Source organism: Streptomyces sp. NPDC014764, from assembly GCF_043082785.1.
GTDB classification, from domain to species: Bacteria; Actinomycetota; Actinomycetes; order Streptomycetales; family Streptomycetaceae; genus Streptomyces; species Streptomyces althioticus.
In genome coordinates this window covers 25,274-48,807 of sequence record NZ_JBIBXY010000001.1, presented here as the reverse complement: position 1 = coordinate 48,807, position 23,534 = coordinate 25,274, and the positions used below count along the sequence as shown (strand labels likewise).

General features: G+C 73.1%; 23 protein-coding genes. 14 read left to right on the top strand and 9 right to left on the bottom strand.

Annotated features, from left to right (window positions below):
* The first annotated feature begins 312 nt into the window (after positions 1 to 312).
* A complete protein-coding gene (locus ACF1AG_RS00225; RefSeq protein ID WP_391809134.1) occupies positions 313 to 2,172 on the top strand; it encodes an FUSC family protein in 1,860 nt (619 codons plus the stop codon).
* Positions 2,173 to 2,382: 210 nt separating this feature from the next.
* On the opposite strand, the gene ACF1AG_RS00220 is transcribed toward ACF1AG_RS00225, so the two are convergent.
* Complete coding sequence (locus ACF1AG_RS00220) at positions 2,383 to 3,333, bottom strand: endonuclease/exonuclease/phosphatase family protein (RefSeq protein WP_359601874.1); 951 nt, start codon at positions 3,331 to 3,333, stop codon at positions 2,383 to 2,385.
* A 134-nt stretch (positions 3,334 to 3,467) separates the two neighbouring features.
* On the opposite strand from ACF1AG_RS00220, the gene ACF1AG_RS00215 reads away from it, so the two are divergent.
* The 3 genes from ACF1AG_RS00215 to ACF1AG_RS00205 all read left to right on the top strand — a co-directional run bounded on the left by ACF1AG_RS00215 (position 3,468) and on the right by ACF1AG_RS00205 (position 5,967).
* Positions 3,468 to 4,832: an amidohydrolase gene (locus ACF1AG_RS00215; RefSeq protein WP_387794751.1), complete on the top strand. Its 1,365-nt coding sequence runs from the start codon at positions 3,468 to 3,470 to the stop codon at positions 4,830 to 4,832.
* 103 nt (positions 4,833 to 4,935) lie between these two features.
* Positions 4,936 to 5,625: a DUF899 domain-containing protein gene (locus ACF1AG_RS00210; RefSeq protein ID WP_387794752.1), complete on the top strand. Its 690-nt coding sequence runs from the start codon at positions 4,936 to 4,938 to the stop codon at positions 5,623 to 5,625.
* Positions 5,626 to 5,781: 156 nt separating this feature from the next.
* Positions 5,782 to 5,967 carry a hypothetical protein gene (locus ACF1AG_RS00205; RefSeq protein WP_019525306.1) on the top strand — a complete coding sequence of 62 codons (186 nt, stop codon included), beginning with the start codon at positions 5,782 to 5,784 and terminating at the stop codon, positions 5,965 to 5,967.
* 29 nt (positions 5,968 to 5,996) lie between these two features.
* On the opposite strand, the gene ACF1AG_RS00200 is transcribed toward ACF1AG_RS00205, so the two are convergent.
* Both ACF1AG_RS00200 and ACF1AG_RS00195 read right to left on the bottom strand, forming a co-directional pair.
* Positions 5,997 to 6,449 (bottom strand): hypothetical protein, encoded by a 453-nt coding sequence (locus ACF1AG_RS00200; protein ID WP_359601871.1) that lies wholly within the window; start codon positions 6,447 to 6,449, stop codon positions 5,997 to 5,999.
* Entirely contained in the window at positions 6,446 to 7,138 is a 693-nt protein-coding gene (locus ACF1AG_RS00195; RefSeq protein WP_387794753.1) for an ATP-binding protein, read from the bottom strand. Before ACF1AG_RS00195 ends, ACF1AG_RS00200 begins: the two co-directional genes overlap by 4 nt.
* Before the next feature lie 196 nt (positions 7,139 to 7,334).
* Here ACF1AG_RS00195 and ACF1AG_RS00190 point away from each other — a divergent pair, with 196 nt between their 5' ends.
* From ACF1AG_RS00190 to ACF1AG_RS00180, 3 genes are all read left to right on the top strand, one after another.
* On the top strand, positions 7,335 to 8,195 hold the full coding sequence (locus ACF1AG_RS00190) for a helix-turn-helix transcriptional regulator (RefSeq protein ID WP_359601869.1): 861 nt from the start codon (positions 7,335 to 7,337) through the stop codon (positions 8,193 to 8,195).
* Positions 8,196 to 8,480, top strand: a complete 285-nt coding sequence (locus ACF1AG_RS00185) for a DUF397 domain-containing protein (RefSeq protein ID WP_033273098.1) — start codon at positions 8,196 to 8,198, stop codon at positions 8,478 to 8,480.
* 92 nt (positions 8,481 to 8,572) lie between these two features.
* Positions 8,573 to 9,376, top strand: a complete 804-nt coding sequence (locus ACF1AG_RS00180) for an SAM-dependent methyltransferase (protein ID WP_387794754.1) — start codon at positions 8,573 to 8,575, stop codon at positions 9,374 to 9,376.
* A gap of 220 nt (positions 9,377 to 9,596) precedes the next feature.
* On the opposite strand, the gene ACF1AG_RS00175 is transcribed toward ACF1AG_RS00180, so the two are convergent.
* Positions 9,597 to 11,087 carry a glutamate synthase subunit beta gene (locus ACF1AG_RS00175; protein ID WP_391809133.1) on the bottom strand — a complete coding sequence of 497 codons (1,491 nt, stop codon included), beginning with the start codon at positions 11,085 to 11,087 and terminating at the stop codon, positions 9,597 to 9,599.
* A 117-nt stretch (positions 11,088 to 11,204) separates the two neighbouring features.
* Positions 11,205 to 11,687 carry an anthrone oxygenase family protein gene (locus ACF1AG_RS00170; RefSeq protein ID WP_359601866.1) on the bottom strand — a complete coding sequence of 161 codons (483 nt, stop codon included), beginning with the start codon at positions 11,685 to 11,687 and terminating at the stop codon, positions 11,205 to 11,207.
* Positions 11,688 to 11,906: 219 nt separating this feature from the next.
* Here ACF1AG_RS00170 and ACF1AG_RS00165 point away from each other — a divergent pair, with 219 nt between their 5' ends.
* Both ACF1AG_RS00165 and ACF1AG_RS00160 read left to right on the top strand, forming a co-directional pair.
* Entirely contained in the window at positions 11,907 to 12,539 is a 633-nt protein-coding gene (locus tag ACF1AG_RS00165; protein WP_387794756.1) for a uridine kinase, read from the top strand.
* A gap of 169 nt (positions 12,540 to 12,708) precedes the next feature.
* Entirely contained in the window at positions 12,709 to 13,137 is a 429-nt protein-coding gene (locus ACF1AG_RS00160) for a CBS domain-containing protein (protein ID WP_359601864.1), read from the top strand.
* 165 nt (positions 13,138 to 13,302) lie between these two features.
* Here the strand turns inward: ACF1AG_RS00160 and ACF1AG_RS00155 are convergent, their stop codons facing one another.
* Entirely contained in the window at positions 13,303 to 14,214 is a 912-nt protein-coding gene (locus ACF1AG_RS00155) for a carbohydrate kinase family protein (protein ID WP_391809132.1), read from the bottom strand.
* Positions 14,211 to 15,122 (bottom strand): pseudouridine-5'-phosphate glycosidase, encoded by a 912-nt coding sequence (locus ACF1AG_RS00150; RefSeq protein WP_359601862.1) that lies wholly within the window; start codon positions 15,120 to 15,122, stop codon positions 14,211 to 14,213. The genes ACF1AG_RS00155 and ACF1AG_RS00150 overlap by 4 nt, the downstream gene beginning before the upstream one ends.
* Positions 15,123 to 15,221: 99 nt before the next feature.
* On the opposite strand from ACF1AG_RS00150, the gene ACF1AG_RS00145 reads away from it, so the two are divergent.
* The gene (locus tag ACF1AG_RS00145) at positions 15,222 to 15,650 is read left to right on the top strand and encodes a VOC family protein (protein WP_387794757.1); all 429 of its coding nucleotides are present in this window, start codon (positions 15,222 to 15,224) and stop codon (positions 15,648 to 15,650) included.
* 25 nt (positions 15,651 to 15,675) lie between these two features.
* Here the strand turns inward: ACF1AG_RS00145 and ACF1AG_RS00140 are convergent, their stop codons facing one another.
* Positions 15,676 to 16,230 (bottom strand): methylated-DNA--[protein]-cysteine S-methyltransferase, encoded by a 555-nt coding sequence (locus ACF1AG_RS00140; protein ID WP_359601860.1) that lies wholly within the window; start codon positions 16,228 to 16,230, stop codon positions 15,676 to 15,678.
* Between the two features lie 75 nt (positions 16,231 to 16,305).
* Complete coding sequence (locus ACF1AG_RS00135; protein ID WP_387794758.1) at positions 16,306 to 17,184, bottom strand: glycerophosphodiester phosphodiesterase; 879 nt, start codon at positions 17,182 to 17,184, stop codon at positions 16,306 to 16,308.
* A 278-nt stretch (positions 17,185 to 17,462) separates the two neighbouring features.
* On the opposite strand from ACF1AG_RS00135, the gene ACF1AG_RS00130 reads away from it, so the two are divergent.
* The 4 genes from ACF1AG_RS00130 (at position 17,463) to ACF1AG_RS00115 (ending at position 23,313) form a co-directional block, all read left to right on the top strand.
* Entirely contained in the window at positions 17,463 to 18,326 is an 864-nt protein-coding gene (locus ACF1AG_RS00130; protein ID WP_359747382.1) for an MHYT domain-containing protein, read from the top strand.
* Between the two features lie 40 nt (positions 18,327 to 18,366).
* Positions 18,367 to 20,517, top strand: a complete 2,151-nt coding sequence (uvrB, locus tag ACF1AG_RS00125) for an excinuclease ABC subunit UvrB (protein WP_359601857.1) — start codon at positions 18,367 to 18,369, stop codon at positions 20,515 to 20,517.
* Between the two features lie 135 nt (positions 20,518 to 20,652).
* Positions 20,653 to 21,231, top strand: coding sequence for a TerD family protein (locus ACF1AG_RS00120; RefSeq protein WP_359601856.1), 579 nt, complete (start codon positions 20,653 to 20,655; stop codon positions 21,229 to 21,231).
* 84 nt (positions 21,232 to 21,315) lie between these two features.
* Complete coding sequence (locus ACF1AG_RS00115) at positions 21,316 to 23,313, top strand: TerD family protein (RefSeq protein WP_387794759.1); 1,998 nt, start codon at positions 21,316 to 21,318, stop codon at positions 23,311 to 23,313.
* Positions 23,314 to 23,534 lie beyond the last annotated feature (221 nt).

Here is a 23,534-nt window from a genome sequence, read left to right as displayed (position 1 = left end):
TGCCTCCCCATGTCCGCAGCGTAGGTCCACCGCACACCCTGGGCGCGCGGAGAGCGTTCTTTCCCACCAACGGCGCAATTCGATGGGCGAGGGGGCAGGAAGCGGCTAATACTGCTGGGCATTTCAGCGAGCCGGGGCCTGGGCCACCGTGAGGTCCGCGGACGGCGGACGGGCGGGCCGGCCCGGCTGTCACACCGGGGAAACAGGCCCGTTCCCTCCCGGCGGTGAAGGCCGCCTACCGTGGGGCATGAGTTCCGCCCCGGTCAGCGTTGCCCGAAGGAGCAGCCGCAGCGACCGGACGACAGGAGCCCTGTGACCCGCACCGCCCCAGCCGTACCCCCGTGGCTCGCCCATGCCCTCCGTTCCCAGCGGGGGCCGGTCTCCCGGAGCGCGGTGCTGCGTGGGGCGCTGGGCGGCGGGCCGCTGCTGCTCGCCGCCGTGCTCGCCGGGCGGCCCACCCTCGGGGTGGTCGCCGCGATCGGCGCCATGTTCGCCGGGATCAACGACCGGCCCGGCAGCCGGCGCGCCTCCGTGGCCCGGATCGGGACGCCCGCCCTCGCGGGAGCGGCCGGGCTGCTGACGGGCACCCTCGCCGGGGACCACGCGCCCGCCGTGCTGCTCACCCTGCTGCTCACCGTGCTGGGTCTGGCCGCCGGGGGGATCAGCGCGCTGGGCCCTGTCGGCTCCTCCGCCGGGACGCAGCTGCTGGTGGGCGCCGCCGTCGGGGCGGGCATGCCGCTGCCCGAGCCGGGCTGGCTGCGGGCCGTCGCCTTCGCCGCGGGCGCCGCCTGGCTGCTCCTGCTGCGGCTCGCGCTGCCCACCTCCCACACCCTCGCCGGAGACCGCCGCTTCGAGCTGCGCTTCGACGGGGAGCGCGCCGCAGTCGCCGGGGTGTACGAGGCCGTCGCCGGGCTGCTCGACGCCGCCGGCTCGGACGGGGCCACCGCACGGAGGGCCGCGCTCACCGCCGCCCTCGACCAGGCGCAGGACGCGCTCGCCGGCCCCCGGCTGCGCCGCCGCCCCTCCTCCGCGGCCGAACGCCGGCTGCACGCCCAGTACGCCGCGGCCCTCCCGCTCGCCGAAGCCGCGACCGCGCTGGCCTGGGCGGGCGACCCGGTGCCGGACCGTACGTCCGAGGCGCCCCGCCGCCTCGCCGCAGCCGTGCGCAACGGAGCCCCCACCGGCCCGCTGCCCGCCCCCACCCGCTCCGCGCCCGGCCTGCGCGCCCTGGACGACGCCCTGCTGTACGCGGCCGAGGCGTTCGACCGGGCCGACAGCCGGCGGCTGCACGGCCGCAGGCGCACCCGGGCCGCCGTCCTGCGGACCGTCCTCGGCGCCCGCGGCCGCGAGTACGGGGTGCGCGTCGCCCTCTGCTTCGGCGTGAGCGCCGCCGTCGCCCAGGCCCTCTACCACGCACGCTGGTACGGCCAGCACGAGCACTGGTACTGGCTGCCCGCCACCGCCGTCTTCCTCGTCAAGCCCGACCTCGGGCCGCTGGCCTCCCGCGTGCTGTCACGCGCCGCCGGAACCGTGCTGGGCGCGCTGCTGTTCGCCGGGTTCGCCGCGGTGCTGCCCCGGCCGGAAGGTCTCGTCGTCCTCGTCACCGTCTGCGGGGCGCTGATCCCGCTCGCCACCCGGCACTTCGCCGCGCAGACCGCCGTCGTCACCGTGCTCGTCCTGGCCCTGGTGATGGCCGGCGGCGAACCCCAGGCGTCCCTCGCCCGGATCGGCGAAACCCTGCTGGCCTGTGCCATCGTGCTGGTGGTCGGACACCTGCCCACGCCCGGCCGGCGAGGCGACGCCATCCGCGCCCGGCTTGCCGGGGCGAGCGGCGCGGCAGGCGAGTACCTCGCCCACGTGCTGTCGGAGTCCGAGGACCGTGAGGCCCGCTGGGCGCTGCGCCGTGAGGCCTACCGCACCCTCGCCGAGGCCCGTGCCGCGATCGCCCTCGCCTCCGCCGAACTTCCGCCCCTCGCCCGGCACGCGGACGGCGCGGACGAGATCGCCACGACCCTCGAACGGCTCGTCGACACCACCACCGCCTGCGCCGTCCACCTCGACGACACCGGCACCCTCGACCCCCACCACCTCGGCCTCCTCACGTCCCTCCAGAACAAACTGACCCACCACAGCGCCCTGCCCCCCGGCCACCGCCCCATCGGCGTCGGCTGACAGCGCCCCAAGGGGGCGCGGGGAACTGCGCCATCAACCCCCACGAACCCGCACCCGCCGACCCGCCAAGCCGCCCGCAGGGCAACACCCCGGCACCCGCCGACCCGCCAAGCCGCCCGCAGGGCAACACCCCGGCACCCACCCGCCCGCAGGGCAACGCCCCCCGCCCGCAAAGACCCCCCACCCCCCCGAAAGAAGAACGCCCCGCGTTCACCCCACCCGCACCCACACCGGCGCATGATCCGACCCCGCCGCCCCCCGCCGCTCCCCGGGATCCGTCCCCACGGACGGCAGACGGGGCGGCCCGTCGGACGGCAGTCCCGTCCCCGCCGCCGACACCCTCCGCACCAGCCGGTGGCTGAGCAGCACATGGTCGATCAGCTCCCGGCGCCCCGAGTTCACCCGTGAATAGCGTTCCGACGCCGGGATCAGCGGAGCCACGTCCCACAGCCGGACCGCGTCCCCCCGGTCCGGCCGGTCGTACCCCGGCGTGCCGATCTCCGAGCCGGGCGGCCCCAGCAGCAACTGCGTGGTCGCCGCCTGCACCTCGTCGTTGAGGTCGCCGAGCACCGCCACGTCCCGCTCCCGCCCGTCACCCTCCAGCAGCCGGTCCGCCAGCGCGCGTAACGCCGCCGCCTCGGCCGCCCGCCGGTACAGCGCGTAGGCGCCGTACCGGGCCCGTTCGCCCTCGTCGCGTGGCTGGAAGCGACCGTCCGGGTACGACAGCAGCTTCGACTTCAGATGACACACCGCCACCCGCAACGGGCCCCGCTCGCCCTCGACCTCCACCGCGAGGAAGCCGCGCCCGGCCTGAGAGGCGGTCAGCCCGGTGTCGTCCGCCTGCACCGGCAGCATCCGCGGCGGGAACGCCGCCGTGTCGGCGACCACCGTCAGCTCCGTACGGCTGAGGAAGCCCACCCGTATGCCCCGCCCGTCGGCGTGGGAGGACAGCGCGACGTGCCAGTCGTCACCGAGCATCCCCGCCAGATCCTCCAGCGCGCCGGGGTCGCCCACCTCCTGCACGCCGAGCAGCCCCGGATCCAGTTCCGTGATCACCGCGGCGAGCGCGGCCAGCTTCGACGCGTAGGCGGCCTCGTCGTCGGGCCCGTAGGGGCCGCCGGGCCGGTACAGGTTCTCCAGGTTCCAGGTGCCGAGGAGCAAGGCGGGCCCCTTTCAGCCGTGGGCGGGCTCGTGGTGAGGCCAGGGTGCGCGCCCGGCCCGCCGTGCGACAGAGCCGCGACGGGATGTCGCGGTTCGGCTCCCCCGGCGTCGGAGTCCCGTCGTACGTTGACGTGATGACGCCTTCTGCCGTGAAGAGTCCCGCCGGCCTCATCATCACCGGATGCACCGTCCTCACGCACGACGATCAAGAAGAGGCCGTCTTTCTCGAGGACGCCGCCGTCGTCGTCCGCGACGGGGTCGTCGAGGAGGTGACCGACGCCGGGGCCGTCGCCGGGCGCACGGCCGACGAGTGGATCGACGCCCGCGGGCAGGTCGCGCTGCCCGGCCTGATCAACTGTCACACCCACGCCCCGATGGCCGCCCTGCGCGGACTCGCCGAGGACCTGCCGACGGAGGCGTGGTTCAACGACGTCGTCTGGCCGGTGGAGTCCAACCTCACCGAGCGGGACGTCACCCTCGGCGCGCTGCTCGCCTGCGCGGAGATGATCCGGGCCGGCGTCACCTGCTTCGCCGACCACTACTTCGCCATGGACGCGGTCGCCGAGGTGGTCGACGCGTGCGGCATGCGCGCCCTGCTGGGGGAGGCGTACTTCTCCTCCCAGGGCCCTCAGGGACGGGAGAAGTCCCTGGAGTTCGCGCTGCGCCACCGGGACACGGCCGGCGGGCGCATCACCACGGCGCTCGCCCCGCACGCCCCCTACACGGTGGACGACGCCGACCTCGCCGCCACCGCCGAGAAGGCCCACGAGCACGGTCTGCCCGTCCATCTGCACGCCGCCGAGAACCGCGACCAGACCGAGGCGTCCCTCACCCGGCACGGGGTCACCCCCGTCGAGGTGCTGCACCGCACCGGTGTCCTGGACACCGACGTGCTCATCGCCCACGGCACCGGCATCGTCGAGAGCGATCTGCCGCTCCTCGCACGCGCGCGGGGGCGTACGGCGGTGGCGACAGCGCCCCGCGGCTACCTGAAGTTCGCCTGGCCCACCACCACGCCCGTACGTGCGCTGCGGGAGGTCGGCGTGCCGGTCGGGCTCGCCACGGACGGCGCCGCGTCCAACAACTCCCTCGACGTGTGGGAGTCCATGGCGCTCACGTCGCTGATCCAGAAGTCCACCGAGGGCGACCCGCGCTGGCTGACCTCACGTCAGGCCCTGCACCACGCCACCCTGCAGAGCGCCCGCGCGGTCGGCCTGGAGGGCAGCGTCGGCCGCATCGCGCCCGGTCACCGGGCCGACCTCGTCCTGGCCGACCTCACAGGACCGCACACCCAGCCCGTGCACGACCTCGCCGCGACCCTGGTGCACAGCGCCCGCGCCGCCGGCGTCCGCACGACCGTCGTGGACGGCCGGGTCCTCATGCGCGACCGGCGCCTGCTGACCATCGACGTCCCCGAGGTCGTGCGCGAACTGGACGAGCGCCTGCCCGCCCTCGTCGACCGCTCCCACGGCCGGCGCATCCAGGAGTACGACACCTGAGCGGCCCGTGTCGCGGTGGCGGGAAAAATTTCGTACGCGGCCGATGAGTTCCGCGCGGCGGCCCGGTCACCCCTCGCAACGGGACCGTTGCACAGGAGGAACCATGTCGCTTCCGGAGATCGTCCCGCGCGCCGAGTGGCGCGCGGCGCGCGAGGAACTGCTCGAGAAGGAGAAGGCCGTCATCCGCGCGCTCGACGCCCTCCATGCCGAACGGCGCCGGCTGCCCATGGTCCCCGTCGACCGTGAGTACGTCTTCGAGGGCGGCGACGGCAAGGCCACCCTGCTGGACCTCTTCCAGGGGCGGCAGCAGCTCGTTGTGCACCACTTCGTGTTCGACCCGGAGTGGGAGACCGGGTGCCGCTGCTGCTCCGCCTTCCTCGACCAGATCGGGCACCTGGCCCACCTGCACGCGCGGCGCACCACGTTCGCCGCCGTCTCCCGTGCGCCGTTCACCCGCATCCTGCCGTTCAAGGCCCGGATGGGATGGACCGCGCCCTGGTACTCCTCGCATCCCGGCGACTTCGACGCGGACTTCGGGGTGCTGCCGGAGGAGGACGCCGGGACGGCGCAGCGCCCCGGCGTGAGCTGCTTCCTGCGCGACGGAGACCGCGTCTTCCACACCTACTCGGCGTCCGGCCGCGGCCTGGAGGGTCTGGGCTCCACCACCAGCCTGCTGGACCTCACCGCGCTCGGCAGACAGGAGCCCTGGGAGGAGCCCCAGGGGCGCGCGCACGCCGTAGGGGCGCCTGTGGTGCGGGAGCAGCTCCGCTACCACGACGAGTACGACGACTGACACGGACGGTGACGGATTACTCCGAAAAGCTGAGAGCGCGCTCACACTTGGCAGTGAACGGGTGTCAACTACGTCTCAGTACCGTCACCGGACGAGGCGTTCGCCCCATGGTTGGCGTTTAACTCTACGAGTACAGCGCTACATGGAGGTGGCAGGGTGAACGGGCGAACCGTGCTCGAACGCTTTCCCGCAGGTGGACCGCGTGGCTCGTGGCCCGCGGAGGAGTTCGCGCACGCGCGGCGCCTGGAGGGCCTGCCCGCCGAGGTCGTCATGGACCTCGCCACCGACATGTTCCTGGTGATCGTCCGCGGCGAGGGCGCCGGCGGTGAGGCGGTGGCGTGACCCCGGCCGGGCGGCGCCGTGCGGGGCCGTCAGGCGGTGACGGGGCGTGACCAGACGGGGGTCGTGCCGGTGAGCCGGCACAGGGCCAGGTAGAGCGGTATCGGCGGCGTGTAGGGGAGCGTCCCGTCGGGGCGGTGGATCAGCCCCGGCAGGCCGGCCGCGTCCGTGTCGCCGGGGGAGTCGGGGAGGACCGCGCCGGCGGCATAGTGCGCGGGGGCGGGCCACTCAAGCGCGTAGTCCGAGTCGGACGGGACCAGCCACCACCAGTGCGCGTCGTCGGCGTACACGCACCCCACGCGGGGGAGCCGGGGCAGGACCAGCGGGCCGAAGCGGGCCGGCACGGCCACCGCGTCGCAGCCCATCGGGGCGGTCATGCCGTCGGGCACGGGGAGCCGTCGAGGCGCGTCCGCCGCCAGCCGCCCGCGCTGGATCCGGACCAGCGAGTCCAGGCTCAGCACGCGCGTGCCGCCGGGGCCGGTCACTTCCGGCCTCCGTCCCGGTCCGCGGGTGTGTGCAGGCGCTGCTCGGCGGGGTGGGCGGCGTCGCCGTCGCCGGTCTCGTCCTCGCCGTCCTCCGAGCCGGTGGCCGGACCGGGCTTGGGCCGGGCGCCCCAGCCGAGGTCGTTGAGCGGTTCGGCGGGGTTGCCGGGGGAGTCGGCGGTGCGGGGGAGTTCCGCCCAGACCAGCAGGCCGGGGCCGTGTTCGTGGGCGCCCCACGCGTGGCACAGGGCGTCGACGAGGAGCAGACCTCTCCCGTGCTCCTCCTCCGGCTGCTGCCGGGTGTTCGCCCGCGGCCGGCCCGGCGCGCAGCCCTCGTCCCGCACGGCGATGCGCAGCAGGTCGTCGCCGTCGTGCAGCTCGCAGACGACATGGCTGCTCGCGGTGTGCACGATGGCGTTGGTGACCAGTTCGGAGACGACCAGGGCCGCCGTGTCGCAGGTGTCCTCGCAGACCGACCAGCCGGTCAGCCGGGCCCGTGTCAGCCGTCTCGCCTGCGCGGGGGAGCCAGGGTGAGCGGCCAGTTCGAACCGGAACCGGCGCTCGGCGGAGGCCCCGGAGGGGGCGGTGGCCGGGGCGGCGCCGAGGCCCACGGGAGCCGCGGCGGCGTCTGTTCCTAAGGGCGCGGACGGAATCACGCTTGCCACTATCGCCCCGTCGTGAACACTTGGCAAGTGTCACTCTGAAAAATGCAGAGTGCTGTGTGACGGTCTGGACGGGCGTGGCACACTGCTCGCAACAGCACCTCGCGCGACGCCAGTTGGGATCGCCGGAAATCGATTCGAATATGTGTTCGGATCAGTTGATCTCCGCGCCAGATCACCGGACGGCGCCGCCGGGCTGTCAGGATTTGTTCGAGGGAGGTGAAGCGTGAGCGAACCCCGGTCCGCGCCGACGGTCGGGCAGGTCGTCCTCGGGCGCCGCCTGCTGGATCTGCGCGAGCGCGCGGGTCTCAAGCGGGAGGAGGCCGCCCGCATCCTGCGCGTCGCCCCCGCCACCGTGCGCCGCATGGAGATGGCCGAGGTGGCGCTCAAGATCCCCTACCTCCAGCTGCTGCTGAAGGCCTACGGCGTCTCCGACGAGGAGGCCGAGGCCTTCGTCCAGCTCGCGGAGGACGCCAACAAGCCCGGCTGGTGGCAGCGCTTCCACGACATCCTGCCCGGCTGGTTCTCCATGTACGTCAGCCTGGAGGGTGCGGCCTCCCTCATCCGCAGCTACGAACCCCACTTCGTCCCCGGGCTGCTCCAGACCGAGGACTACGCGCGCGGCGTGCTCCGCTCCGGCGCCATAGGGCAGACCCGCCCCGAGGACATAGAGCGCCACGTGGACCTGCGCATGCGGCGGCAGGAACTGCTCACCCGCGAGGACGCGCCCCGGCTGTGGGTCGTCATGGACGAGACCGTGCTGCGCCGCCGGGTCGGCGGCCCGGAGGTGATGCGCGCGCAGATCGACAAGCTGCTCGAGGCGTCGGCGCTGCCCAACGTGACGCTGCAGATCGCGACCTTCGACAGCGGGCCCCACCCAGGCACGTACGGGCCGTTCGTGCTGTTCCGATTTGCCATGCCCGAACTGCCGGACATGGTCTACAGCGAGTACCTGACCGGCGCCGTCTACCTGGACGCGCGCACCGAGGTGGCGACCCACCTCGAGGTCATGGACCGCATGGCGGCGCAGGCCGCCACGGCACATCGCACGAAGGAGGTCCTCCGGGATCTCCGCAAGGAGCTGTGAATGGAACTCATCAAGCCCCCGAAGACCCAGCCGGGTGCGCGGGCGCACGCCAGGAGGATCTACAACGGCATGCCCGCCCGGGAGCTGGGCAGCGAGGGCTGGCACAAGCCCTGGAGCGGCGGCAACGGCGGCAACTGCCTGGAGGCGATGAAGCTGGACGACGGCCGGATCGCCGTCCGCCAGTCCACCGACCCGGACGGTCCGGCGCTCATCTACACCTCCGCCGAGATGACGGCCTTCATCGAAGGGGCCAAGGCCGGAGAGGCGGATTTCCTGCTGTCCTGACCTCCGATTGCCGCACTACCTTTGCTTTTCCCTTGGCACCGACTTGGCACTGAATTGATCACTAACGCTTGCAGACAGTTACGGAGTCCGTCATGACCGGGCAGAACCCCGTGGAGATCGACACCACCAGACCGCATCCGGCGCGGATGTACGACTGGTACCTCGGAGGCAAGGACAACTACCCGGTCGACGAGGCCATGGGCCGGCAGATGCTCGCCCTGGAACCGAGGGTGCCGGTCATGGCGCGCGTCAACCGCGCGTTCATGCAGCGCGCCACGCGCTGGCTCGCCGGACAGGGCGTGCGCCAGTTCCTCGACATCGGCACCGGCATCCCCACCGAGCCGAACCTGCACCAGATAGCCCAGCGGATCGCACCGGACGCCCGCGTCGTCTACTGCGACAACGACCCCATCGTGCTGGCTCACGCGGCGGCCCTGCTGCGCGGCACGGACGAGGGCGTCACCGACTACCTCCAGGCCGACGTCCGGGATCCGGACACCATCCTGGAGGGCGCGCGCAAGGTCCTCGACTTCGACGAGCCGATCGCGCTGTCGCTCATCGCGCTGCTGCACTTCGTGCCCGACGAGGACGGCGCGCACGAACTGGTGGCGCGGCTGGTGGACGCCCTGCCCGCGGGCAGCCACCTGGTGATCAGCCACGCCACGGCCGACTTCACCCCGGAGGAGTCGGACGAGGCCACGGCGAAGCTCAAGGGCGCGGGCGTCACCCTGGCCCTGCGCAGCCGCGAGGAGTTCACCCGCTTCTTCGACGGCCTCGACCTCGTGGAACCGGGCGTCCAGGTGCCGCACCTGTGGCACCCCGAGCTGGGCGACCCGGTCCCCGGCCAGGACGACGGGGTCATCCCCGGCTACGGCGCGGTGGCGCGCAAGCCGTAGGTACGCTTCGCGTTCGGCTTCGACGCCCCTGGGGCCCGGCTCGGGCGGGATCCCCGGGGGCGTCGGCATGCGGGCGCCTCGGGGGCGTCGCCGGGCGGCGCTTCGGAAGCGCGGACGGGTAGGCGTCCGCCGGGTGGGTGCGAGGACGCATTCCGGCCACGGTGCGACGCGCCACGACGGACGTGCGGGCCTGGCCGAGCAGAGATGTGCGCGGACTCGGTCAGACGGTCATGGGCCGGTCGTACGGGCCGATCGGCGCGGGCAGACGGGTCGTGCCACCCGTGAGGCAACGGTCGACGGACGCCGCCACCGCCCGCCCCTCCGCGACGGCCCACACGATCAGGGACTGCCCCCGGGCGGCGTCTCCCGCCGCGAAGACGCCCGGCACGTTCGTGGCGAAGTCCGGCCCGCGCGCGATCGTGCCGCGCGGCTCCAGTTCGAGACCGAGCTGCGCGATGATCCCGTCGCCCTGGTCCGGCCCGGAGAAGCCGAGCGCGAGCAGCACCAGATCGGCGGGCAGCGTCCGCTCCGTCCCCGCCACCGGCCTGCGCTCCGCGTCCACCTCGACCAGGTGCAGCCCGCGCACCCGCCCTTCCTCGTCCCCCTCGAACCGCAGCGTCGACGCGGCGAACAACCGCGCGTCGGCCTCCGCCGCCGGCGCCGTCCGCAGCGCGCCCGCCTCCTCGTGCGCCGCCGACAGCCGGTACAGCTTCGGATACGTCGGCCAGGGCTCGTTCTCCTCGTCGCGATCACTGCCCGGCTTCCGGTAGATGTCCAGCTGGGTGACCGACGCGGCCCGCTCCCGCACCGCCGTCCCCAGGCAGTCCGCGCCCGTGTCCCCGCCCCCGACGATCACCACGTGCCGCCCCTCCGCCGACAGCGGCGACCTCTCCAGGTCGCCCTCGGACACCCGGTTGGCCAGCGGCAGGTACTCCATCGCCTGGTGGATGCCCGCGAGGCCACGCCCCGGCACCGGCAGCTCCCGCCACGCCGTCGCCCCCGTGGCGATCACCACCGCGTCGTAGCGGCTCCGCAGCTCCGTCGCGTCCACGTCCTGCCCGACCGTGGTCGACGTGCGGAACCTCGTCCCCTCGGCCCGCATCTGCTCCACGCGCCGCTCCAGGTGATGCTTCTCCATCTTGAACTCGGGGATCCCGTACCGCATGAGCCCGCCGATCCGGTCGTCGCGCTCGTACACGGCGACCGTGTGCCCGGCCCGCGTCAGCTGCTGGGCGGCGGCCAGCCCGGTGGGGCCCGAACCGATGACCGCGACCGTCCGCCCGGACAGCCGGTCCGGCGGGGCCGGTGCGGCGAACCCCTCTTCCCACGCCTTGTCGGCGACGGCGCACTCGACGTTCTTGATGGTCACCGCCGGCTGGTTGATGGCGAGCACACAGCCGGCCTCGCAGGGCGCCGGGCACAGCCTCCCCGTGAACTCGGGGAAGTTGTTCGTGGCGTGCAGCCGCTCCGCCGCCGCCCGCCAGTCCTCCCGGGAGACCAGGTCGTTCCACTCCGGAATGAGATTGCCCAGCGGACAGGCCTCGTGGCAGAACGGCACACCGCAGTCCATGCACCGGTCGGCCTGCTCGCTGATGATCGGCAGCAGTCCCCCGGGTACGTACACCTCGTCCCAGTCGCGTACGCGCTCCTCCACCGGCCGGCGCGGCCATTCCTGGCGGGGCGTGGTGAGGAAACCCTTGGGATCTGCCATGGCCGTCTTCCTTGCGTGCGCGGGGACAGGCCGTGCGTCGTCGGGCGGCACTCCTGCGCTCACGATACGTCCGCCCACCCCGGCACGCAGCGTGCCGGACAGCGCGCGTACGGCGCCTCAGCCGGTGAGGGCGAGGAGGTACGCCAGCGCGGCCCCGGCGGAGGCGACGGTGCGGACGTGGTTCCACCGCGTCCACCCGCGCACGTACTCCGGCCAGTACGCGGCCGCCTCCGCACCGCCCGGGTCGAGACGGGCCAGGCGCTCGTTGCGGGGAACGTTGGCCGCCACGGTCAGCCCGAACGACCCGCACAGGAACAGCGCGCCTCCCACCACGGACGCGACCGCCCCCTCGTCCGGCCACGCCACGAGCGTCACCACCGTGAGCACCACGCTCAGCACCGTCGTGCCGAGGAACACCGCCATGAACGGCGGCCGCACCGCCGCCACGTTGACCGCCTGCATCGCGGCCGCACCGCGCGCCGCCGGCAGCGCCGCCAGCCCTCGCATCACGAACGTCGAGAACGCGCAGAACACCCCGGCCACCAGCCCGGTCCCCAGCACACCCAGCGCCGTCAGTACGGCGTACGCCCCGTCACCCATGTCGTCACCTCGTCGTCCCTGTCGTCCCCGTCGTCCCCGTCCCTCCGGGCTGGCCCTTCCCCCGGCCGCCCGCACCACCAGTGAACGAGACCCCGCCGCGCCGGACCATGGCCGTGCGACGCGCACCCATGCGCGAGCGTCCACCGCCCGCGCCCGCCCAGGGCGCCCGGTCCTCCCGGCGATTCCGGTGCCGTCCGGGACGTGCCGCATCATGGCCGTGTGCGACTCGAAGCGATCACCTGGGACCGGCTCGTCGACCTGCTCGCCGAACGCCTGCTGGACCTCGACACGGCCGACGGCGCCCCCTGGCCCCGCGTCGCCCTCGACGGCGCCCCGGCCGCCCGCCCGGGAGACCTCGCCGAACGGCTCGCCGAGGCGCTGCGCGTCCGCGGCCGCGCAGGCCTGGTCGTCGGCACGGAGGACTTCCTGCGCCCCGCCTCGGTCCGGCTCGAGTACGGCCACCAGGACCTGGAGTCCTACTACAGCGGCTGGTACGACACCGGCGCCCTGTGGCGCGAGGTGTTCGGCCCGCTCGGCCCCGGCGGCAGCGGGCGGGTGCTGCCCGACCTCCGGGACCCGGTCAGCGACCGCGCCACCCGCAGCCCGTACGTCGAACTGCCGCCCGGCGGGGTGCTGTTGCTGCACGGCCCGCTCCTCCTGCACCACTGGTTCCCCTTCGACCTGAGCGTCCACGTCCTCCTCTCACCCGGTGCGCTGCGCCGCCGTACCCCGGAGGCAGAGCACTGGACCCTGCCCGCCTTCGAGCGCTACGAGCAGGAGACCGACCCGGCCGGCACCGCCGACGTGCTCGTACGGGCCGACGATCCCCGCCGCCCGGCCTGGCGTGGCTGAGAACACGGCGCAGAGCTGGGCCGGGCCGGAGTCGGGGCCGTGCCGGGGCCGAGGGCGCGCCGGCTTCCGCTGCGGGTGCCGTCCGGGAGCGGCGCGACGACAATGAAGGGCGTCGGGACTCGCGGCGCGCCCCGCGCCGCGCCGGCCGTCCGGCACCGGGAGGTACCTCATGACCACCGCCGGAGACATCATGCACCGCGGCGCCCAGTGGATCCCCGCGCACGAAACCCTCGACCGAGCGGCACAGCTGATGCGCGAACTGAACGTCGGCGCGCTCCCCATCAGCGACGAGAACGAACGGCTGTGCGGCATCCTCACCGACCGCGACATCGTCGTCGGCTGCGTCGCCATGGGCCACGATCCCGCCAAGGTCACCGCGGGCGAGATGGCCAAGGGCACACCGCGCTGGATCGAGTCCGACGCCGACGTCGACGACGTCCTCACCGAGATGCGCACCCACCAGATCCGCCGGCTGCCCGTCATCGACGACAAGCGTCTCGTCGGCATGATCAGCGAGGCCGATCTGGCCCAGCACCTGACGGGCGAACAGATCGCCGCCTTTGCGGAGAGCGTCTACGCCCGGTCCGCCTCCGGCTGACCCCTCCGCCCGCGACCGGCGACGGGAGGGCGCGTGCGGGCCTGTGCGGACGGCAGCTTCCGGCCGGTGCCCGCCTGCGGACAAGGCCTGCGGACAAGGCCCGCGGACAAGGCCCGCGTGGACAAGGCCTGTGGACAAGGGGGGGACACGCCTTGGCGACGGCCTTCAGTCCCGCACCGGCGGCCGTGCACCCACCCGCTCCACCGCCGCCGCCCCCGCCCGGCACCCCTCCTCCGCCGCCCGCACGGGATCCGCACCGGACAGCAGCGCCGCGAGGAAAGACCCGGTGAAGGCGTCGCCCGCGCCGGTCGTGTCCCGCGGCGTCACCGGCAGCGCGGGAACACGTGCGCACACCCTTCCGGACCGCGCCAGCAGCGCACCCTCCGCGCCGAGCTTGACCACCACCAGCGGCACCGACCGGCTCAGCGACGCCGCTGCCTCCGCCACGTCCGGACACCCCGTCAGAAGGCGGGCCTCGTCGCGGCTGGGCAGCAGCACGTCCACGCCCTCCACCAGCGACAGGAAGCGGTCCGGGCCCAGCTCGGCCAGGAACCCGGCCGACGCCGGGTCCACGCTCACCGGCACCCCGCGCGCCCCCGCCGCCTTCACCGCCACCGCCAGCAGGGCCCGGCTGCTCCCGCCGAACAGCAGATATCCCGACAGGTGCAGCCGACCCACCCCGTCCAGCAGGGCGTCCGACCAGTCCTCGGGCCCGAGCCGCAGCGACGCACCGCTGTCGGTGAGGAAAGTCCGCTCGGCCGCCGCACCCTCGTCGACCAGGCAGACGACCGTCCCCGTGGGCACGTCGGCGTCCACGACCAGCCGCGGACGCACCCCGCAGGCGGCCAGCTCCCGTTCGTGCCAGACCGCCGCGTCCGCACCCACCCGTCCCAGCAGCCGCACCTCGCATCCACCCCGGCGGGCCGCCCAGCAGGCGACGTTCGCGCCCGCCCCGCCCGGCACCGTCCGGATCACGGCCGCCGTGTCCGTGCCCGGGGCGAGCGGCCCGGCATGGCACGCGACCACGTCCGTGATCACGTCGCCGACGACCAGCAGCGCCCCGCCCGGCCCGGTCACGCCCGGGCGGCCCAGGCCGCCGCCACCCGGGCGGCGAGCGCCACATTGCCGCGCACCGCCGCCAGATTGGCCTCGAGGGAGGCGCCGTCGGTGTGCCTCACCAGGTGGTCCAGCAGGAACGGGGTGACGCCCTGACCGGTGACCCCGGCGGCCTCGCACGCCCGCAGCGCCTCGTCGAGCACCCGCGCGTGCACCCCGGGATCCAGCTGCTCGTCCTCCGGCACCGGGTTGGCGACGATCAGCGCCGACTCCGGGCCGGCGAGAGCGTCCTGCGCCAGCATCACCCGGGCCACCTCGTCCGGGGTGTCCAGCCGCCAGTCCACGCCATGCCCGGAGTCCGACAGGTAGAAGCCGGGGAAGCGGTCCGTGCCGTACCCGGCGACCGCCACGCCCAGCGTCTCCAGCCGCTGCAGGGTCGCCGGCACGTCCAGGATCGACTTCACTCCCGCGCACACCACCGTGATCCGGGTGCGCGCCAGCAGCCCCAGGTCGGCCGACTCGTCCTGGGTGACCGTCCACTCGCGGTGCACCCCGCCGAGCCCGCCGGTGGCGAAGACCCGGATGCCCGCGACCGCCGCGAGCATCGCGGTCGCCGAGACCGTCGTCGCGCCGCTCGCCCCCGCGGCCACCGCGAGCGGCAGGTCACGGTGGCCCAGCTTGCGGATGCCGTCCTCGTTGGCGACCCGCTCCAACTGCTCCTTGTCCAGGCCGACGCGCGGCGTGCCGTCCAGCACGGCGATCGTCGCCGGGACCGCGCCCTCCCGCCGCACCGCGGCCTCCAGTTCGCGCGCCACCTGGAGATTGCGCGGCCGGGGCAGGCCGTGGGCGATGATCGTGGACTCCAGGGCCACCACCGGCCGGCCCGTCGCGATCGCGTCCCGTACCTCTTCCGACACCATGAGCACCACGCGTTGCCTCCCGTCTGCCGCCTCTCCCTCCATCTCTGGCGGGCGGCACGCCGGGCCAAACCCTTGCGGCGCGTCACGCGGCTCACGGAGGCTGGTGTCATGACAGATCACGCGACCCGGCTCGACCACATCGTCCTCTGGGTGAGCGACCCGATCGCCGCCGCGCACTTCTACGAGAAGGCCGTCGGCCTGGAGCCGGTCAGGCTCGCCGACTTCTCGGTCGGCGAGGCGCCCTTCCCCTCGGTCCGCGTCAGCGAGGAAACGATCCTCGACCTCATGCCGCGCGCCAAGGCGGACCGCATGACGATGCTTCCCGGGGCCGCCGACAGCTCCGGCCACCCCGTCAACCACGTCTGCCTGTCGCTGTCCGCGGACGCCTTCGACGCGCTGCTCGGCCGCCTCCGGGAACAGTCGGTCCCGGTGTCGGACATCGCCCACGACTCCTTCGGCGCACGCGGCCCGGCCAAGCGCAGCTTCTACTTCCGCGACCCCGACGGCAACATCTTCGAGGCGCGCCACTACGACTGAACCGCGGGTCCAAGGCCCCGCGCCGTCAGAACAGCGGCTCCGGCAGCACACCCTCCAGGGCGAGCAGCCGCCGCTTGGTCTCCAGCCCGCCCCCGAACCCGCCGATGCCGCCGCCGCTCTCCACGACCCGGTGGCAGGGCACGACCACGGGAAGCGGGTTGGCGCCCATGGCCATGCCCACGGCCTGCGCGGCGCCCGGCTGACCGACCCGGCCCGCCAGGTCGCCGTACCCCACCACCGTGCCGAACGGCACGGTGGTGGCCAGTTCGCGCAGCACCTCGCGGTTGAAGCCCGAGATCAGCGACCAGTCCAGCGACAGCTCGAAGGAGTGCCGCTCACCGGCGAAGTAGGCGTCGAACTGGCGTATCGCCTCGGCCAGCAGGGGGGAGGTGGGCTCCTCCACGGGGTCGGAACCGAGCCGGGAGGCCAGCCGCTCCAACGCCTTGTCACGCACCTCGTCGGTGGCGTGGAACACCACGTTGACCAGGCCCTCCAGGGTCGCGGCCAGCAGCAGCGGGCCGATGCGGGTGTCCACCACGGCCCACACGACCCGCTGCTCGTACCGCCCGTCGCTGTTCATGCGCCCCACCGTACGGCCCGCCACCGACAACAACGGCCGGAACGGCGACCAGGGCGGACAGCCACGGCAGAGGGATCAGCCGCCCACCGCGTCACGCACCACGTCGGGGTGGTTGGTGATGATCCCGTCCACCCCGTAGCCGGCCACCCGCCGGGCGGCGGCCGCATCGTTCACCGTCCACGTGAACGTCTCCAGCCGCTTGCCGTGCGCCCCCTTGAAGGCGTGCACCGCGGTCATGTAGTCGGCGGTGAGCGACGCGTGCGAGGGGTTGATCTGGTCGGTGAAGGCCGCGTACGCCGGCAGGTCCGCGACCGGCGGCGTGCCGAGGAAGCCGGTCTTCACCGCGGGGGCCAGCTGGTGGACCGTGCGCACGCTGTCCGCGTCGAAGCTCTGCACGATCAGCCGCTGCCGTACATGCGCCGGGTCGAGCCAGCCCTCGTCGGTGAGCACCTTGAGGATGTCCCGCTCGATGCCGGGGTACAGCTGCGGGTTCTTGATCTCCAGCAGCAGCTTCTGCCGGTGCTGGTCGATCCGGTGCACGAACTGTTCCAGCGTCGGCACGCGCGCGCCCGCGTACTTCGGGTCGAACCAGCTGCCCGCGTCCAGGCGGGCTATCTCGGCGGCGGTGAAGTCCTTCACCTTCCACGGCGCACGGTCGGGGAAGACCTCCTCGACGTCGGTGGTGCGCTGCAGGCTGTCGTCGTGGACGACGACGAGCTCGCCGTCCTTGGTGCGCTGGACGTCGTTCTCCACCCACTCGGCGCCCAGGTCGGCCGCCTTGTCGACGGCCGCGAGCGTGTTCTCCGGCGCGTGGCCGGAGGCGCCCCGGTGCGCGACGACCACGGGTGCGGGCGCGGCGACGCCCTCGACGGCCCGGGCCGGGGAGAGCGGCAGCAGGAGGACGGCGGCTCCCGCGAGCGCGGTGGTCGAGGCGGCAACAGCGCGTACGTGCATGTGTACTCCTCGCGTCGAACGGTCACAGTAGGAACCACTGTGACAGCAGAGGGTCAACGCGAGACGGGTGCAGGATGGCCACAGGCTGAACGACGGCCCTCGAACGCCGCACACCGGTGCCACACACCTGCGGCAAGGACGTGTTTCTTTGCCGGATAGTCGTTCGACCATTCCGGTGGGGGTCATACTCTCTGCGAAACCCTGGCCGCCGCAGCGGTCCTGGGAGGGGGCGCACAACGGGGCAACGCGGGACGTACAGGGCGGAAGGGCAGCCGCGCATGCAAGGCACGGTCGACGGATTCAGTTACGGGCTGGTAACACCTCTGGTGGCCTATCTCATGGCCTGTCTCGGAGGCGCGCTCGGGCTGCGCTGCACCACCCGGGCCGGACTCGGGCCGCGTTCCTGGCGGCCCGGCTGGCTCGCCCTCGGGGCCGCCGCCATCGGCGCCGGCGTCTGGACGATGCACTTCATCGCGATGATGGGCTTCACCGTCGAGGGAACGCCGATCCACTACGACCGCGCGATGACCTACGCGAGCCTCGCCGTCGCCGTCGTCATGGTGGGCACAGGCATCTTCATCGTCGGATACCGGGGGGCCACCGGGACGGCCCTGTTCACCGGGGGGACCGTCACCGGTCTCGGCATGGCCTCCATGCACTACCTCGGTATGGCCGGAATGAGTCTCGACGGGCGGGTCGAGTACAACACCGTCGCCGTCGCCGCCTCGGTCCTCGTCGCCATGGCCGCCGCCAGCGCCGCGCTGTGGGCGGCGGGACAGGCCCGAGGGTTCCTGTGGAGCGTCGGCGCCAGCCTGGTCATGGGCCTCGCGGTCACCGGCATGCACTACATCGGCATGGCCGCCGTCGAGGTGCACGTGCACGGCACCGCCGAACCCGCCACGGGGGAGTCCGCGACCGCCCTCCTCGGCCCCATGATGGTCGGTCCGCTCGCCGTCCTCGTCCTCGCCGGGATCGTAGTGATCTTCGACCCGCTGGTCGTCATGGGCCGGGAGCCTGCGCCCACCGCCGAACGCCTGCCCGGGATACCCGCCCACTCCCCGGCGCACCACCCCTCGGTCCGCTCCCGGCTGCGCGCCCGCGGCCCCGTCGAGCACCGCTCCCGCACCCCCCAGCGCCGCTGACCCGGACCCGTTGTCAGCGGGGGGTCGTACCGTGGATGACATGCGGCCCGTTTCCCAGATCGAACGCACGGTGGCGCCCTTCGAGGTCGTCAGCCCCTACCAGCCCAGCGGCGACCAGCCCGCGGCCATCGCCGAGCTCGCCAAGCGCATCGAGGCCGGCGAGCAGGACGTCGTGCTGCTCGGCGCCACCGGCACCGGCAAGTCCGCCACCACGGCGTGGATGATCGAGAAGCTCCAGCGCCCGACCCTGGTCATGGCGCCGAACAAGACCCTGGCCGCCCAGCTGGCCAACGAGTTCCGCGAGCTCCTGCCGAACAACGCGGTCGAGTACTTCGTCTCGTACTACGACTACTACCAGCCCGAGGCGTACGTCCCGCAGTCGGACACCTACATCGAGAAGGACTCCTCGATCAACGAGGAGGTCGAGCGGCTGCGCCACTCCGCGACCAACTCGCTGCTCACCCGCCGCGACGTCGTCGTGGTCGCCTCCGTCTCCTGCATCTACGGCCTGGGCACGCCGCAGGAGTACGTGGACCGCATGGTCCCGCTGCGCGTCGGCGACGAGATCGACCGCGACGAGCTGCTGCGCCGCTTCGTCGACATCCAGTACACGCGCAACGACATGGCCTTCACCCGCGGCACCTTCCGCGTGCGCGGCGACACCATCGAGATCTTCCCGGTCTACGAGGAGCTCGCCGTCCGCATCGAGATGTTCGGCGACGAGATCGAGGCGCTGTCCACGCTGCACCCGCTCACCGGCGAGATCATCAGCGACGACCAGCACCTCTACGTCTTCCCCGCCTCCCATTACGTCGCGGGCCCCGAGCGGCTGGAGCGCGCGGTCAACGACATCGAGAAGGAGCTCGTCGAGCGCCTGACCGAGCTGGAGAAGCAGGGCAAGCTGCTGGAGGCCCAGCGACTGCGCATGCGTACCACGTACGACATCGAGATGCTCCGCCAGATCGGCACCTGCTCCGGTGTGGAGAACTACTCGATGCACTTCGACGGCCGCACACCGGGATCGCCGCCCAACACCCTCCTGGACTACTTCCCGGACGACTTCCTCCTCGTCATCGACGAGTCGCACGTCACCGTGCCGCAGATCGGCGCCATGTACGAGGGCGACGCCTCCCGCAAGCGCACCCTGGTCGACCACGGCTTCCGGCTGCCGTCCGCCCTGGACAACCGCCCGCTGAAGTGGGAGGAGTTCCAGGAGCGCGTCGGCCAGACGGTGTACCTGTCGGCCACCCCCGGCCAGTACGAGCTTTCCCGCTCGGACGGCTTCGTCGAGCAGATCATCCGTCCGACCGGACTCGTCGACCCCGAGGTCGTCGTCAAGCCCACCGAGGGCCAGATCGACGACCTGGTGCACGAGATCCGCACACGCGTGGAGAAGGACGAGCGCGTCCTGGTCACCACGCTCACCAAGAAGATGGCCGAGGACCTCACGGACTACTTCCTCGAACTCGGCATCCAGGTGCGGTACCTGCACAGCGACGTCGACACCCTGCGCCGGGTGGAGCTGCTGCGGGAGCTGCGCAGCGGCGAGTACGACGTCCTGGTCGGCATCAACCTGCTGCGTGAGGGCCTCGACCTGCCCGAGGTGTCCCTGGTGGCGATCCTCGACGCCGACAAGGAGGGCTTCCTGCGGTCGGGCACCTCCCTGATCCAGACCATCGGCCGCGCGGCGCGCAACGTCTCCGGTCAGGTCCACATGTACGCCGACAAGATCACGCCGGCGATGGAGAAGGCCATCGAGGAGACCAACCGCCGCCGCGAGAAGCAGATCGCGTACAACCAGGCCAGAGGCATCGACCCGCAGCCGCTGCGCAAGAAGATCAACGACATCGTCGCGCAGATCGCCCGCGAGGACATCGACACCGAGCAGCTGCTCGGCTCGGGCTACCGCCAGGCCAAGAAGGACGGCGGCGGCACCAGGACGCCCGTGCCCGCCCTCGGAGGCAAGGCCGCGAAGAACGCCAAGGCCGCGAAGAACGCCAAGGGCAAGGCCGCCGAGACCGTGCCGACCGACCGTCCCGCGGCCGAACTCGCCGGGCAGATCGAGGAACTCACCACGCGCATGCGCGCCGCCGCCGCCGACCTGCAGTTCGAGATCGCGGCACGGCTGCGCGACGAGGTGTCCGAGATGAAGAAGGAACTGAGGCAGATGCAGGAGGCGGGCCTGTCCTGACCTCCGCACACGGAATGTGTTGCAAGACCGACACAAAGTGCGGACCGGGGTTCGTCGCCGTCGGTGCACCTGCGTAGGGTTCTGGTCAACCGCGGTCTTCGCGGCAACAGGGGACGTCGAGAGGGGAATCAGCGCGTGACCGTCAATATGACCAAGGGTCAGGCCATCAGTCTGCAGAAGAACGACGGCGGCAGCCTGACCGCGGTTCGCATGGGTCTCGGCTGGCAGGCGGCCCCCCGGCGTGGCCTGTTCGGCTCCCGCACCCGGGAGATCGACCTGGACGCCTCCGCCGTCCTCTTCGCCGACAAGCAGCCGGTCGACGTCGTCTTCTTCCGCCACCTGGTGAGCGACGACGGCTCCGTGCGCCACACCGGTGACAACCTCGTGGGCGGTGTCGGCCAGGGCGGCGACGACGAGGCCATCCTCGTCGACCTCTCGCGCGTCCCGGTCCACATCGACCAGATCGTCTTCACCGTGAACTCCTTCACGGGCCAGACGTTCCAGGAGGTGCAGAACGCCTTCTGCCGCCTGGTCGACGAGACCAACGGCGAGGAGCTCGCCCGCTACACGCTGGCCGGCGGCGGCCCCTACACCGCCCAGATCATGGCCAAGGTGCACCGCACCGGCTCGGGCTGGACGATGACGGCCATCGGAAACCCGGCCAACGGCCGCACGTTCCAGGACCTGATGCCGGCCATCCTGCCGGTCCTCTAGGCAGCAGCGGCTGACGAACCGGCCCCGTCGCGGGGCCGGTTCGGCGCACCCGACACATCGACGCGACACAGGGGGACCAACGCGATGACGGCCGAGCTGGTGCGGGGGCAGAACCACCCGCTGTCCCAGTCCCGTCTGGAGATCCGGATCTCGGCCGGCACGCCGGTCGCGGCCGCCGCGGCGCTGAGCGACGAGAACGGACGGATCCACGGCACGGAATGGGTGGCCCACCCGGGCGCCCCCGTGCAGCCCGGCCTGGAGGTGTCGCGCCAGGCGGCCGCCGACCACCGTCTCGCGGTGGACCTGGACGCCGTGACCGAAGCCGTCCACCGCGTCAGCGTGCTGCTCGCTCTGCCCGCCCCGAACGGCGGCGCGGGACCCGCCCGCTTCGGTGCCGTGGCCGCCCCCTTCGTCGCCGTCACCGGCCTCGACGGCACCGAGGTGGCCAGTTACACCATCACCGGCCTGGACCTGGAGTCCGCCGTCGTCGCGCTGGAGCTGTACCGGCGGCAGGGCGCCTGGAAGGTGCGCGCCGTCGGCCAGGGCTACGCGGGCGGACTGGCCGAACTCTTCGCCGACCAGGGGCTGGCCGAGGCCGCGCAGCTCGCGTCCGGCATCGACGAGGCCCTCGCCCGTGGCCTCGCGCGCTCCGTCCAGGCGCCGCCGCCCCGAACGTCCGAGGGCGACCGCTCCCGTCAGGCCGCGGCCCCCGCGGTCGGCCCCGACCAGGGCGCCGCGCCGCAGGGCGCCCCCGGCCCCGTGCAGTCGGCGTACGGCGGGCAGCCGTCGGGCGGCCAGGGACAGGGCGGAGCACAGCCCGCCTACGACGGTGCCACCGACCCCCACGCGGCCTCGGGCGGGCCCGTCAACTACAGCCACCCCGGGCGGCAGACGTCCGCCCCGCCGCCGCCCCCGCCCGCGGCGCCCCCGGCGCAGCCCGGACGGCCCGCGCAGCCCGTGGCGGGCGACGCGACCGGCTGGTCCATGGAGGAGCGGCTGTACAACCAGGTCTGGGGCATGTTCGAGGACCTGGCCCGCACCGCCGCCGCCTACCGCAGCGCAGCGGACTTCGCCGAGTCGCGGATGGACAAGGAGCTGGAACAGGCCCTGTCCGACCCGCGCAGCCGCATCGGCGGCCAGGGCGACGCCGCCCGCGAGGCGGCCCGCGCGCGGTACTCGCAGCTCGTCGACCAGGCGCGGGCGTCCCTCGACCGGGACGTCGCCCAGCTCGTCGCCGAGTCCGAGGTCGTCGAGCCCGCGCTGCCCCCGGCGTTCGCCCGCTGGGACAACCCCTGCTGGCACGCCTACCGGGTGCCGATGGAGATACCCATGGCGCTGCGCCTGGGCGACCTACGGCTGCCCGAGGCCGAGTCGATCCGTATTCCCATGCTGCTCCGGCTGCCGCTGGAGCGCGGACTGTGGATCGACAGCGGACGCACCGACTCCCTGGACGGGTCGTTCACCGACTCCCACGACATGCGGCGCCTGGCCATGGACACCGCGGTGGCGCACGCCGCGCGGCTGCTCGCCGTCTACCCGGCCGGTGAGTTCACCGTGCACGTCGTCGACCCGGCCGGGTCCGGCGCGCAGGCGCTGGCCCCGCTCACCCAGACCGGCGTCCTCGCAGGGCCGCCCGCCCAGGGCGCCGCGGGTGTGACGGAGGTGCTGGCCCGGCTCACCGAGCGGGTCGACCTGGTGCAGATGGCGCTGCGCGGCGGAGCGCCGGACGCACTGCCGCCCGGCTTCGACGCCTCGCAGCAGCTGCTGATCGTCAACGACTTCCCGCACGGCTTCGACGACCGGGCCGTGAACCAGCTGCGTTACCTCGTCGACGAGGGGCCGTCCGTCGGCGTCCACCTGATGATGGTCGCGGACCGCGAGGATTCCGCGGGTTACGGTCCGCTGCTCGATCCGCTGTGGCGCGCGCTGCTGCGCCTGACCCCGGTGCCCGACGACCACCTCGCCGACCCGTGGGTGGGACACGCCTGGACGTACGAGCCGCCGGCGGTGCCGCACGGCAGCGAGGTGCTCCGACAGGTCCTCACCAAGGTCGCCGAGGCCCGCCGCACGTGGAACAGGTGACCGACCGAGTGCTTTGACCAAGGACGCGCAAAGACCCCCACCTGGGTCTTTGTGCCTTTCTTTACCGATCTCTTTACCAATCCTTGGTGATTGGGTAGTCTTGGCCGCACGGAGGGGAGTACTCCCTGTCTGTGCGGCGACCCCGTCAATACGGATCAGGCCAGATCCCGGGGCGTCGGCCCGAGGACCGTCGGAGCGCATCACGCGTCCCGAGGGGCCGG